At 69.7% G+C, this 13476-nt stretch carries 7 protein-coding genes; 3 read left to right on the forward strand and 4 right to left on the reverse strand.

Features of this window, described 5'->3' with window-relative positions:
* Positions 1 to 4806, reverse strand: a 4806-nt coding sequence (locus Q8M88_RS17235; protein ID WP_305598384.1) for an NAD-glutamate dehydrogenase, incomplete at its 3' end; no start/stop codon positions are given.
* Positions 4807 to 4993: 187 nt separating this feature from the next.
* Complete coding sequence (locus tag Q8M88_RS17240; protein WP_305598385.1) at positions 4994 to 6139, reverse strand: AI-2E family transporter; 1146 nt, start codon at positions 6137 to 6139, stop codon at positions 4994 to 4996.
* Positions 6140 to 6280: 141 nt separating this feature from the next.
* On the opposite strand from Q8M88_RS17240, the gene Q8M88_RS17245 reads away from it, so the two are divergent.
* A complete protein-coding gene (locus Q8M88_RS17245) occupies positions 6281 to 7771 on the forward strand; it encodes a helicase HerA-like C-terminal domain-containing protein (RefSeq protein ID WP_305598386.1) in 1491 nt (496 codons plus the stop codon).
* Positions 7772 to 7778: 7 nt separating this feature from the next.
* Here Q8M88_RS17245 and Q8M88_RS17250 read toward each other — a convergent pair whose 3' ends face one another.
* Positions 7779 to 10523: a PAS domain-containing sensor histidine kinase gene (locus Q8M88_RS17250; protein ID WP_305598387.1), complete on the reverse strand. Its 2745-nt coding sequence runs from the start codon at positions 10521 to 10523 to the stop codon at positions 7779 to 7781.
* Between the two features lie 156 nt (positions 10524 to 10679).
* Between Q8M88_RS17250 and Q8M88_RS17255 the strand changes: the two genes are divergently transcribed.
* Positions 10680 to 11105, forward strand: a complete 426-nt coding sequence (locus tag Q8M88_RS17255) for a YkvA family protein (protein WP_305598388.1) — start codon at positions 10680 to 10682, stop codon at positions 11103 to 11105.
* Between the two features lie 4 nt (positions 11106 to 11109).
* Here the strand turns inward: Q8M88_RS17255 and Q8M88_RS17260 are convergent, their stop codons facing one another.
* Positions 11110 to 12120, reverse strand: a complete 1011-nt coding sequence (locus Q8M88_RS17260; RefSeq protein WP_305598389.1) for an NADPH:quinone oxidoreductase family protein — start codon at positions 12118 to 12120, stop codon at positions 11110 to 11112.
* 153 nt (positions 12121 to 12273) lie between these two features.
* On the opposite strand from Q8M88_RS17260, the gene rlmN reads away from it, so the two are divergent.
* On the forward strand, positions 12274 to 13455 hold the full coding sequence (gene rlmN / locus Q8M88_RS17265; RefSeq protein WP_305598390.1) for a 23S rRNA (adenine(2503)-C(2))-methyltransferase RlmN: 1182 nt from the start codon (positions 12274 to 12276) through the stop codon (positions 13453 to 13455).
* The last annotated feature ends 21 nt before the right edge of the window (positions 13456 to 13476 follow it).

Genomic DNA, 13476 nt, shown 5'->3' on the forward strand with positions numbered 1-13476 from the left:
GATCGTCAGCTTGGCGAAGCTCCAGCCGCCGGGCGCCGCCTCGATCTCCTCGATGGTGCGTGTGGCGGAGGCCGCCGCCTCGCGGCGCAGCGCCGACCAGGAGGTCGCCGCGTGCCGGGCGCTGTTGGCGTCTTCGCCAGCCTGTGGACTTCCGGCGAAAGTCATCACCGCGCGGGTGAGCTCGGTCTGCTCGGCCAGCAGGTCCTCGACCAGGCGGCGCACGGCGATGCGCTCGAAGTGGTCCCCGGCGGTGTGGCCGCCGACCGCCGAGCGCAGACGGTCGAAGGCGAAGACTTCGCCGAGCTGGTGATAGAGTCGCGCCACATTGGCCAGCGGCCAACTGGACGCCTGCGCGAGGTCCACCAGGTCGGCGGCGGTGGTCAGCGGCAGCAGGCTGGCCGCTTGGCGCGCCAGCGGTTCGGGGGCGCCCTTGCCGGTCAGATCCGCTACCCGGGCGTCGAGGGCCGCGCGTTCGACCGGCGAGAGCAGGTCGACGATCAGGCCGCGCAGCTCCTTCAAGCCTGGTCCGTAGCGATGGATCAGCGCCGCCGCGCCCAGACGTTCGCGCCCTGCGCGCCTGGCCAGCCAGAAGGTCTTGCCGCGCAGCGCCCGCGTCAGCGTCTGGAACGTCGCGAGCTGCCCGTGGGCGTCGGCCTTGCCATCCAGCGCGGCGGTGCTGGCCCAGACGCGCTCGAGGTCCAGCACCACGCGCGCCGCCTCGTAGCCGGCTGCAAGGGAGGCGACGTCGCAGTCGGCGGCCACTTGCAGGCGGCTGGCGAAGGTCGGACCGCAGCGGTTGACCAGGTCGTTGGAGATCGATGTGGCGATGATCTCGCGCCGCAGGCGGTGGCGCTGGATGGTGTCGTCATAACGCCGCAGCGGCTTGGGGAAATAGTCCAGCAGCATGCGGTCGAAGTAGTCGTCGTCGGGCGCCGGCGAATCGACGAGTTCGCGCGACAGCTCCAGCTTTCCGTAGGCCAGCATCACCGCCAGTTCCGGGCGGCTCAGGCCGCTTCCGGCCTGGCGCCGCGCTTCGATCTCGATGGCGTCGGGGAGGGACTCCACCGCTCGGTCGAGGCGGCCAGCGGTCTCCAGCTCGACCATGAAGCGCGCCTGCGGGTCCAGCTCGACGACGCTGTCGAGCTGCATCAGCGACAGCGCCAGGGTCTGGTCGTAGTTGTGCGCCAGGACGTGGTCGGCGACCTCGTCGGTCATCGAGCGGAGCAGGGCGTCGCGGCGCTTGCGGGTCAGCTTGCCTGATCGCTCCAAGGCGCCGGTGACGATCTTGATGTTCACCTCATGGTCCGAGCAGTCGACGCCGGCCGAATTGTCGATGGCGTCGGTGTCGATCCGTCCGCCCGCCAGAGCGAATTCGATGCGGCCGCGTTGGGTGAAGCCCAGGTTCGCACCCTCGACGACCACCCGGCAGCGCAGGTCGCGGCCGTTCACCCGCACAGCGTCGTTGGCCTTGTCGCCGACGTCCGGATTGGTTTCCGAACGAGCCTTCACATACGTCCCAATGCCGCCAAGGTAGAGCATCTCGGCCTGGGCCTTGAGGATCGCCGAGATCAGCTCCGCCGGTCCCAGCGACGCCGCCTCGACGCCCAGCAGCGCCTGCACCTGCTCGCTTAGCGGGATCACCTTGAGCGTACGTGAGAACACCCCGCCGCCCGCCGATATCAATTTGCGGTCGTAGTCGTCCCAGGATGACCGGGGCAGGTCGAAGAGCCGTTTGCGCTCCTGCCAGGAGGTTTCGGGGTCCGGGGTGGGATCGAAGAAGATGTGCCGGTGGTCGAAGGCGACCTTGAGCTGGATTTGCCGCGACAACAGAATGCCGTTGCCGAACACGTCGCCCGACATGTCGCCCACGCCGATGACCGAGAACGGCTCGGCCTGGATATCCTTGCCTAGCTCGCGGAAGTGGCGCTTGGCCGCTTCCCACGCGCCGCGCGCGGTGATCGCCATCACCTTGTGGTCGTAGCCCGCCGAGCCGCCCGAGGCGAAGGCGTCGCCCAGCCAGAAGCCATAGGATTCGGCGACGCCGTTGGCGATGTCGGAGAAGCTCGCCGTGCCCTTGTCGGCGGCGACCACCAGGTAGGGATCGTCGTCGTCGTGGGCGATGACATCGGACGGGCGCACCACCTGGCCTTCAGGCGTCAGGTTGTCGGTGATGTCCAGCAGGCCCTGCAGGAAGGTGGTGTAGGCGCGCACGCCCTCGGCGCGGATCTGGTCGGGCGCACCGGCCCGGGGCAGTTGCTTGGGATAGAAGCCGCCCTTGGAGCCCACGGGCACGATCACCGCGTTCTTCACCTGCTGGGCCTTGGCCAGCCCCAGCACCTCGGTGCGGAAGTCGTCGCGCCGGTCCGACCAGCGCAGACCGCCGCGGGCCACAGGCCCGAAACGCAGATGAACGCCCTCGACGCCAACGCCCCAGACGAAGATCTCGCGGTAGGGCTTGGGCGCTGGCAGGTCGGCGACCTGACGGCTGGCCACCTTGAAGCTGATGTAGGGCTTGGGTCCGCCATCGGGACCCGACTGGTAGAAGTTGGTGCGCACCGCAGCGTCGACCAACAGCGCCAGGCGGCGCAGCACGCGGTCGTCGTCCAGGCTTTGGACGAGCTGCAGCGCCTCGGTGATCTCGGCCATCACCGCGCGAGCCTGGGCCACGCGGTCGGCGGTGGAGACGCTGATCGCGGGGTCGAACTTGGTGCGGAACATGTCCAGGATCAGGCGGGCGACGCCGGGGTGGTCGGACAGCGCTTGTTCCTGCACACGGTGACCTGGATCGAGGCCGGTTTGCTGGCGGTGGCGGGCGAGCGCGCGGATCAGCGCCGCTTCGCGCCAGGGGATCGACAGCTCCAGCACCATCCGGTTGAAGCCGTCGTTCTCGGTGCGGCCGCTCCACACCGCGACCACGGTGTCCTCGAAGGCGGCCTTCAGGTCGGAGAACACCAGATGCTCGCCGCGCTGGTCCTCGATCTGGAAGTCGTGCACCCATACCGTGCGACCGTCCGCGGGGCGGATCGGATAGCCTTCCTCGACCAGCGTGCGCAGGCCCATGTTCTCGAGGATCGGCAGCACGTCCGACAGCGGCGCGGGCACGTCTGGCCGGTACAGCTTGAACCGGAACCGGGTGTTCGGATCGCCGGGATCGCGGGCGGCGCGGGCGCGGATCGGCTCGTCCGGCGTCAGGCTTTCGATCACCGCGAGGTCCTCGAGCGCCTCAGCGGCGACATAGCGGTCGCGGTATCCGGCAGGAAAAGCCTCGGCATAGCGGGTCAGCAATCCCGCGAGGGTCTGCGGATCGGCGTAACTGACCCGTGCGGCGCTCTCGAAACGGTCGCCCCAGGTGCGAGCGGCTTCGGCGATGCGGGTCTCGACGGCGCGCAGATCGGGCTTGGCATGCTCGCGCGGGGTGAAGCCGATGATGAAGTGGATGCGCGCCAGCGGCGCGTCGAGGAAGGTCGGATAGACCGCCGACACTCGCCCGCCATAAGCCTCGGCGAGGATTTCGCCCGCCGTACGCTGCAGGTCCGAATCATAGCGCTCGCGCGGCACGAACAGCAGGATCGAGGCGAAACGGTCGAAGGGATCGCGGCGCTCGAACAACTTCACCCGCGGCCGGTCGTAGAGGTGCAGGACCCCCAGCGCGGTGCGCAGCAGCTCGGTCTCGCCGATCTGGAACAGCTCATCGCGAGGATAGCCTTCGACGATGGTCTTCAGGCGGCTCTCGTTGTGGCTGCCGGGGACGGCGCCCGAGCGGCGCAACACCTGGGCGATCTTGCCGCGCACCAGCGGAGTCTCGATCGCCGAGTGGTCGTAGGCCTCGGCCGTGAACAGGCCGACGAACCGGGTCTCGCCGATCGGGCGGTTCTCGGCGTCGTAACGCTTGACGCTGACGTAATCGAGGTGGCCGCGGCGATGCACGCGGGTGCGCAGGTTGGACTTGGCGACCGTCACCGCGGGCTCGCGCGCCAGGCGCGCGCCGACTTGCCCGGCCAGCACCGCCGGCTCGTTGGTGCGCCTCAGCACCGTGCGTTCGGGATCGCGCAGGATTCCGAGGCCGCTTTCGGCCTGGTACAGCGGCTCTTCGGGGGCGAGGGCGCCGTCCTTGCCGCGAGGGTAGGCGTAGGTGCGCGCGCCGAGGAACACGAAGTGGTCGGCCTGCAGCCATTCGAGGAAGGCCGCCTCTTCGGCGGCGTCGCCGTGCGGGCCGGGCCGCTGCTTGAGCTCGGCCAGCGTCGCGCCAACCAGGGCCAGCATCGGCTTGAAGTCGTCGACCGCGGCATGGACATCGGCGAGCGTCGCCTGGACCCCCTCGATCAACGCCGCCTCGCGGTCGCCGCCGACGGCGTCCAGCACCACCTGGATCATCGACTCGCGCTTGATCGCGCCGCTGGTCGCGCGGGCGCCGGCGCGGTCGCGACGCACCTCGACGACGGGGTGGAACAGGGCGCGGATCGACAGGCCCTGCTCGGCGATCTCGCCCATCACGCTACGGACCAGGAACGGTGAGTCGTCCTGGACGATCTCCAGGCGATCGAAGGCCGCGCCGTTGGCGCCGCTCGCCGGCAGCACGCGCAGGGAGGGTTTGCGTCCACGCCGCTTGTCGCCGAAGCGCCAGAAGTCCGCCAGGTCCGCGGCCAGCGCCTTGGGGTCATGGTGGGGGAAGTCCTCGGGCGAGTCGTCCCGGGCCGCCTGGTCTGCGAAGGAAGCGGCCGCTGCTGCGTCGTCGCCAAGCGCCGTATTCAGCGCGTCTCGCAGAGTTTGGGCGGCGTTGGCCGTAGCGCGTGGCGCGCGGCTCATGCCCGCCGCACCCATTCTCCGTGCGTTACGGCTCCAGACGCGACTACGCCGCCGGAGGAGAGTGTCCGGCGGCGTATGGTTCCGCCGTCGGGGGTCGGCGGGACTCGCGGCGTCCGCGGGCTTGGGGGACAGACGCCGTTCGCTGGCTTTTGAAGGTTCCAGCTCGCCTCACATAGGCGTTCTGCGATCATTTGGCGCTCTCAATCACGCTCTTTTTACGTGGACGGCGCGTCGTCGGCGGCGTCGGCGGATCAGGTTGGTCCGGGGTCGCGCCGACGACGCGGTCGCGCAGACGGTTGGGATCGCCGTCCGCCGACAGCAGCACCGCCAGCCAGCGGGTGCCCTCGAACTGCGCCAGGATCACCATCAGCATCACCGTCAGCGGCGTGGACAGGAACATGCCGGCCAGCCCCCACAGCGCGCCCCACAGCGCCAGCGCCAGCAGCACCACCACCGGATCTATGTTCAGGCTGCGGCCCTGCATGCGCGGTTGCACGACGTTGCCGACGATGAACTGGGAGGTCTGCAGCACCACCAGCAGGACGATGGCCTGCCAGAAGGTCTCGAACTGCACGAGGGCGAACAGCGGCGGCGCGAGGATGCCGACCAGCCCGCCGATCACCGGGATGTAGGAGGCGATGAAGATCAGGAACGACCAGAAGATCGCGTTGTCGAGGCCGATGGCGGTCATCGCCAGCCAGGAGGCGATGGCGATCATCAGGCCGGTGACGGTCTGGACCCACAGATACTGTTCGACCCCGTCGCGGATGCGCAGGAAGGCGTCCACCGCCTCCTGGCGCCGCTCGCGCTGGGGGAACAGGCCGACGATCTTGCGCTCGAAGCCCCGCCGCGAGGCGATGATGAAGCCCAGATAGACCATGATGAAGATGGCGTTCGACGCGAAGTCCTGCAGCGCGCGGGCGACGTCGCCCAGGTAGCGGGTCGGATTGAGCTGCGCGAACAATTGGTCGATCGAGGGCGGAACGTCGATGCCGACCATGCCCGCGACCCTGGCGATCAGGCCGTTGAGCCTGGGCGAATAGGTGATGAGCTGGTTGACGAAGCTGGTGGCGTTGTCGGCGATCACCCAGGCGGTGCACCCGAACAGCACGATCGACAGCACGATGGCCACAGGCAGCGCGGCGACGCGCGACAGCTTCGGCAGGCGCGAATGCAGGACGCGGGCGAACCCGTCGATCATCACCGCCAGAAACACCGCCAGCGCCAGGGGGGTCAGTATGCCCCTGAGCCAGTACAGGGCGGCGCCCGTTGCAATCACGGCCAGGAGGACCAACGAACCTCGGGACACGGCGGAGAATTCGGTGGAGCGCATGCGTCGGAAGACTCGCCCTGTGCGCGACCAAGGTCAATGCTTGCGATCGTCGACGTCCATGATCCTTGGGCTTGCCATCCGCCCTGGCGGAGCCCATCCGCCGCAGATAGCGTAGGCGCTGTTCCAGCGGAGGTTTTACGGATGACGCCAGAAGGCGGCGTGGTGATCGGCTTCTCCGATCATTTCGAGTGTTTACGGCTGGACCGCGCCAACCGGCATGGCCTGGTCGCGGGGGCCACCGGCACCGGCAAGACCGTGACGCTGCAAGTGATCGCTCAGGGACTGTCCGACGCCGGCGTCCCGGTGTTCGCCGCCGACGTGAAGGGCGACCTATCGGGCATCGGCATGATCGGCCAGCCCAACGAGAAGATGCTGGCCCGCGCCGCGACCATGGGGCTGGAGCTCAAACCCGCCGCGGCGCCGGTGATCTTCTGGGACCTGTTCGGCGAACAGGGCCATCCGATCCGCGCGACGGTGTCGGAGATGGGCCCGTTGCTGATCTCGCGGATGCTGGAGCTCAACGACGTGCAGGAGGGGGCGATGAACGTGGTGTTCCGCGCCGCCGACGATGAAGGCCTGCTGCTGGTCGACCTGAAGGACCTGCAGGCGGTGCTGACCTACGCTTCAGAGCACTCGGCGGAGCTGGGCGCCAAGTACGGCGGCGTCGCGCCGGCCACGGTGGCGACCATACAGCGCAAGCTGCTGGTGCTGGAGAACCAGGGCGGGACCAACCTGTTCGGCGAACCGGCCCTGTCGCTCAGCGACCTGATGCGCACCGACACTTCCGGGCGCGGCTACGTCAATGTGCTGGCGGCCGACAAGCTGATCAATTCGCCCAGGCTCTACGCGACCTTCCTGCTGTGGCTGCTGTCGGAGCTGTTCGAGGAGCTGCCCGAGGTCGGCGATCCGGAAAAGCCCAGGCTCGCGTTCTTCTTCGACGAGGCGCACCTGCTGTTCCGCGACGCGCCCAAGCCGCTGATCGAGAAGGTCGAGCAGGTGGTGCGGCTGATCCGCTCCAAGGGCGTCGGCATCTATTTCGTCACCCAGAACCCGGCCGACATCCCTGAGACGGTGCTGGGCCAGCTCGGCAACCGTATCCAGCACGCGCTCCGCGCCTACACGCCGGCGGAGCAGAAGGGGTTGAAGGCCGCGTCGGGCTCGTTCCGTCCCAATCCGGCGTTCGACACCGCCGAGACCATCCAGGGGCTGGGCGTCGGCGAGGCGCTGGTCTCGGTGCTGGACGAGAAGGGCGCCCCCACGGTGGTGCAGAAGACCCTGGTGCGCCCGCCGGCCTCGAGGCTGGGGCCGATGCTGCCCGCTGAGCGCGCGGCCATCACCGCCGCCAGTCCGGTGGGCGGGCTCTACAACCAGGCGAAGGACCGTGAATCGGCCTACGAGATGCTCCACGCGAGGGCGGACAAGGCCCAGGCCGAGGTCCAGGCCCGGGCGGCGGAGGCTGCACCCGCCCAGGCTCAGACGCGCGAGGCTCGCGCGCCTGCGGCCCGCGCCGCGCCGCGCTCACAACGCCAGGGCATGGCGGAAGCGTTCGCCAAGTCGCTGTTGCGCACGATCGGCAGCCAGGTGGGGCGTGAGCTGATCCGCGGGGCGCTGGGCAGCCTGCGCCGCCGCTAACGGGCGGTCAGGCGGGCTCGGAGGTCCAGTCGAGAACCTTGCGCAGCGCAGCGCCGAGCTGTTCGGCGCGGAAAGGTTTGCGCAGAATCGGCCAGTCGGCCGCCGCCGCGGCGTCCCCCCAGTGTTCGCCGGCGTAGCCGGTGGTCAAAAGGATCGGCAGTTCAGGTCGCGCCTGCCGTGCGGCGCGCGCCAAATCCAGGCCGCTCATCCCGCCCGGCATGACGATGTCGGAGATCAGCACGTCGAAGCGCCCGCCTTCGGCCAGCCGGCGCAGCGCCGACGGGGCGTCGGCTTCAGCCAGCACCTCGCAGCCCAGTTCGATCAGCAGGCCCTCGGCGATCGCGCGCACCGCGACGTCGTCCTCGACCAGCAGGACCTTGGCGCCCTGGGTGCTCACGGCGGAAAATGACTGAGGCTCGGCCGTCGCGATGACGCTGGGCGGCGCTTCGACGGCCGGCAGCAACAAGGTCACCGTCGCGCCCTGGCCGACCTGGCTGTCGATCGTCACCGCCCCACCGCATTGGGTGACGAAGCCATAGACCTGCGCGAGGCCGAGCCCAGTGCCTTTGCCGACTTCCTTGGTGGTGAAGAACGGCTCGAAGACCCTTTCCAGGACTTCCGGCGACATGCCGGCGCCGCTGTCCGACACCGCGACCCGGACATAGTCGCCGGCGGCCACACCCGCGGCCTCGCCGTCGCGAAGCGTGGTCCTGTCGACGGCGATCTCGATGCGGCCGGCGTCCGCGCCGATGGCGTCGGCGGCGTTCACCACCAGATTCAGCAACGCAGCCTCGAACTGGGCGCCGTCCAGGCGGCTGGCGCCCGTCGCGGGATCGGTACGCACGCTCAGCTCGATGGCCTCGCCGGCGGCACGGCGCACCAGCGGCTCGACCTGGGCGATCAGGGCGCCCACGTCCATGACGTCGAGCTTCAGTTCCTGGCGACGCGAGAACGCCAGCAGTTGCCTCGTCAGCCGTTCGCCGCGCCGGCCCGCCGCCAGGGCCGCCTCGCCCAGCCGCGTGACCCGCACCGCGTCGTTCGGCGTGCGCAGCATCATGTCGAGTCCGCCGATCACCACGGTCAGCAGGTTGTTGAAGTCATGCGCCACACCGCCGGTGAGCCTGCCCACGGTCTCGAGCCGCTGGGCCTGGGCGAGGGCCGCTTCCGTGCGCTCGCGCTCCTCCAGGCTCTCCTGCAGTTCGCGGGTGCGCTCGGCGACGCGGGTCTCCAGGTCACGTCGGGCCTCGACGATCTCGGTGATGTCCGACGAGGACCCGAACCAGCGGGTCGCCCGTCCTTCGCTGTCGCGCACTGCTGCGGCGCGGCCCTGGAACCAGCGCCAGACGCCGTCGTGCCGGCGGATCCGATACTCGACGTCGAACGGCAGCGTCCCGGCCACCGCCTGCTCCCAGGCGCGGCGGCAGTCGTCGCGGTCCTCGGGATGGATCGCGTTTAGCCAGCCGAAGCCCAGATGATCCTCTGCGCGGCCGCCGGTGTAGGCCAGCCACTGGGTGCTCAGGTAGTCGCAGTAGCCGTCGGCCCGGTTGGCCCACATCATCTGCGGCAGGGCCTCCATCAACGCGCGCATCCGGCCCGCGGCGGCATGCAGGGCCTCCTCCGCCGACTTGCGGTCGTTGATGTCCACGGCGCTGCAGATGTAGCCGATCAGCTCGCCCTGTTCGTCCAGGCGCGGCGCGGCGAAGCCCTCGATCCAGCGGTATTCGCCATCGTGACGCAGCAGCCGGTACTGGGCGTGGAACGGGTCGCTGTGAGCGATCGACTCGCCGTAGTTGGCCCTCCAGGTCGCCTTATCATCGGGATGCAGGCGGTCCATCCAGCCCACGCCCAACTCCGCCGCCATCTCCCGGCCGCTGAAGTCCAGCCATCGCTGATTGACCCAGGTGCAACGGGTCGACGCGTCGCTCATCCAGATCATCACCGGCGTAGCGTTGGCGATGTGCTCGAACTCGTCACGGCTGCGCCGCGCCTCCGCTTCCGCCGCCTGCACCGCCTCGGCCGCCTGGCGCTCCTCGGTGATGTCACGGAAGGTGACGGCCAGGCTGTTGCGCACCCGCACGCCGGAGGTGCGCACCCAGCGCTCCTGCCCGTCGATCACCCGCTGCGTCTCCAGCAGATCCGGCCCGCCCTTGGCGTGAAGGTCGAGATAGCGCTCGAATATCATTCGACCGGCGTCGCCGGAGAACACCGACAGCACGCGCCGGCCGGTCAGTCCGTCGATCCCCGCCGGCGCCATCCGATCGGCGGCTGGGTTGGCGTAGCTCCAGACGAAATCGACGATTCTGCCGCCGATGCGCACGGGGTCGACGATGACGAAGGCGTCCAGCGCGCGTTCCTGCGCCGCCCGAAATCGCTCCTCGGCGGTGACCCCGTGCAGGATGCCGGCGCGCAGCGCCCTGGCCATCGCCACCATGATCACCCCGGTGCCGGCGAACATCGCCGCCTGCACATGCTGGGTCGCCCACAGTCGGTGCGCCGGGATGTGCGGAAGGAAGAAGGCGACCACTGCGACCACGCTCAGCGCCACGGCCAGCAGGCCGCCTCGGCCGCCGGCGACCAGGGTGGCGAACAACACAGCCGGGAAGAAGGCCATGAACGTCGGGGGATCGGCGATCAACAGCCCGGCGAGGAGCCGAACGCCGACCGCCGCCGCCACGGCGGCGACCACCAGGCCGTAGGCCGCGGCCGGGCGTTCGATCGCGGTGGCGAACCGCTGAGCCCATCTGCCGATCATCGACGCAGCCCTGTTGTCATCCGCCGCCCAACGAACCCTCAATCAGGCCGAAGGTAAAGCGCGCACTGGACACGGCACGTGCGGCGCGTCAGCGCGATCAAGCCTTGGCGCGGCCTCGCTTGCAGCGCCCATCCTATAGGCGCAAGGCTGGGGACGATGACCGCTGACACCGACGCATCCCGCGACGTCCACGGCGACCCTTTCGACGCCACGGGGCCGATCGCGCCCGATCGCGCGCTGACGCCGGCGGTGATCCGCCTGAACGAACAGCGCGTGGCGACAGGCTTCTGGCCGAAATTCCGCAAGGTCGCCGCGCGCGTCCCGTTCGCCGGCGAGGTGCTGTCGGTATGGTTCTGCGCCCGCGACGCCGAAACGCCGCCGGCTGCGAAGGGCATGATGCTGGCGGCGCTGGCCTATTTCGTCGTGCCCACCGATGCCGTGCCCGACTTCATCGCCGGCATCGGATTCACCGACGACGCGGCGGTGTTCGCGGCCCTGCTGGCGGTGGTCGGGCGCAACCTCAAGCCGCGCCACCGCGAGGCGGCGCGCAGCCTGCTGGACCGGATGCGGCGCGAGACCTGACGGCTCAGGCTGGCTCGCCCATGGTCACCACCACCTTGCCCATCGCCTTGCGGCTGGCCAGGTGGGTGATGGCGTCAGCGGCTTTGGCCAGGGGGAAGCGCTCCGAGACGTGAGGTTTCAGCGCGCCGCGCTCGTACATGCCGAGCAGGTTCTGGACGCTGGCCGAAAACGCCTTCGGGTCGCGGCGCATCCAGTCGCCCCAGAACACGCCGACGATGTCGCATCCCTTCAGCAGCGGCAGGTTCAGCGGGATCCGCGGGATATCGCCCGCCGCGAAACCGATCACCAGGTAGCGGCCTTCCCAGTTGATGCTGCGCAGCGCCGGCTCCGCATAGTCCCCGCCCACCGCGTCGTAGATCACGTCGGGACCGTCCGCGCCGCAGGCCGACTTGAACAGCTCCGACAGCGCCTTCTGGCCGGCCCGGTCGATCGGGCCACGCGGATAGACCACGCCGTCGTCGGCGCCGTGCGCCTTGGCCAAGTCCACCTTCTCCTGGCTGGAGCAGGCCGCGATCACCCGCGCGCCCATGGCCTTGCCGATCTCCACCGCTGCGAGCCCGACGCCGCCCGCCGCGCCCAGCACCAGCAGCGTCTCGCCCGCCCTCAGCTTCCCGCGCTCGTTCAGGGCGTGATGCGAGGTCCCGTAGGTCAGCAGGAAGGCGGACGCGACGTCGAATGGCATGGCGTCGGGGATTTTCACCAGCGCCGATGCATTGACCGCCACCTCCTCCGCCATGCCGCCGAAGGTCGTCGCCGCCAGCACGCGGTCGCCGACCTTCACCGCGGTGACGCCGTCGGCCACCTGCTTGACCACGCCGGAGATCTCGCTGCCCGGCGCGAACGGGCGGGGCGGTTTGGTCTGGTACTTGTCCTCGATGATCAGCACGTCGGGGAAGTTGACCCCGCATGCCTTGACGCTGACCACAGCCTGGCCCGCGCTCGCCACCGGACTCGGCAGGTCCTCGAACTCCAGGGTCTCGGGGCCGCCCGGGGACTTGCTCAGCAGAGCCTTCATCTTGATCACCACACCCATGCGCAAAAAGTGCGCGACGCTAGCCCAGCGTGTGCGGCGGCGGAAGGGCCGGGCAGGGCCGTCGCGGACCGATTTGGCGCAGCGGGCCCCAGGCCCTATATTGCCGCTTCCTCCAACCCCGCGGACCCTTCACCCTTGGGCGTCACCCTCGACCTTTCGCGCGCCGCCGCGGGCGAACCCGCCCAGGCCAGGCCCAACCTTTCGGGGCTGACGCGGCCGGCGCTGGCCGCGGCGCTGGTGTCTTCCGCAGCGGTGCCCCCGGAGAAAGCCCGCATGCGCGCCGGCCAGCTCTGGCGCTGGATGCATCACTACGGCGTCACCGACTTCGACCGGATGACCGACATCGCCAAGGAGACACGCGCGGCGCTGGCCGAGCGCTTCGTGGTTGCGCGGCCCGAGGTCGTGGAGCGTCAGGTCAGCCGTGACGGCACGCGCAAGTGGCTGATCCGCACCGCGCCGGGCATCGAGGTCGAGACGGTCTACATCCCCGACGTCGGCCGGGCGGGCGCGCTTTGCGTCTCCAGCCAGGTCGGTTGCACGCTCAACTGCACCTTCTGCCACACCGGCACACAGGCGCTGGTCCGCAACCTCACCGCGGCCGAGATCGTCGCCCAGGTGCAGGTGGCCCGCGACGACCTGGGCGAATGGCCGAGCCCCAAGGAGGATCGCCGGCTGTCCAACGTTGTGTTCATGGGCATGGGCGAGCCGCTGTACAATCTGGGCGGCGTCGCCGACGCGATCGACATCATCTCGGACAACGAGGGCATCGCGCTATCGCGGCGACGGATCACCGTGTCGACATCGGGCGTCGTCCCCGAGCTCGCCGCCCTCGGCGCGCGGACTCAGGCGATGCTGGCGATCTCGCTGCACGCCACCAACGACGCGTTGCGCGACGTGCTGGTGCCACTGAACAAAAAATACCCGATCGCGGAGCTGATCGCCGGCGTGCGCGCCTATCCGGGCCTGTCGAACGCCCGCCGCGTGACCTTCGAGTACGTGATGCTGAAGGGGATCAACGACAGCCTCGCCGAGGCCAAGGCGCTGGTCAGGCTGCTGGCCGGCATCCCGGCCAAGATCAACCTGATCCCGTTCAACCCCTGGCCGGGCAGCACCTACGAGTGTTCAGACTGGGGGACGATCGAACGGTTCGCCGCGGTGCTGAACCGAGCCGGCTACGCCTCGCCGATCCGCACGCCGCGCGGCCGCGACATCCTGGCCGCCTGCGGCCAGCTCAAGTCCGAGAGCGAGAAGGTGAGGGCCAGCGCGCGCCGCCAGGCGGTCGCCGCGCCCGCCGCCACCCCCGACACCGCGCCTTGAGCCCGCGCCGGGGACGTTGCG

The organism is Phenylobacterium sp. (genome assembly GCF_030693805.1).
GTDB lineage: Bacteria > Pseudomonadota > Alphaproteobacteria > Caulobacterales > Caulobacteraceae > Phenylobacterium.

What these genes read in the sequence shown, in the direction of transcription:
- Q8M88_RS17255 (WP_305598388.1), top strand. Translation starts at nt 10,680, where the DNA reads ATGACCGCTGACACCGACGCATCCCGCGACGTCCACGGCGACCCTTTC.
- Q8M88_RS17250 (WP_305598387.1), bottom strand. Translation starts at nt 10,523, where the DNA reads ATGATCGGCAGATGGGCTCAGCGGTTCGCCACCGCGATCGAACGCCCG.
- Q8M88_RS17245 (WP_305598386.1), top strand. Translation starts at nt 6,281, where the DNA reads ATGACGCCAGAAGGCGGCGTGGTGATCGGCTTCTCCGATCATTTCGAG.
- Q8M88_RS17260 (WP_305598389.1), bottom strand. Translation starts at nt 12,120, where the DNA reads ATGAAGGCTCTGCTGAGCAAGTCCCCGGGCGGCCCCGAGACCCTGGAG.
- Q8M88_RS17240 (WP_305598385.1), bottom strand. Translation starts at nt 6,139, where the DNA reads ATGCGCTCCACCGAATTCTCCGCCGTGTCCCGAGGTTCGTTGGTCCTC.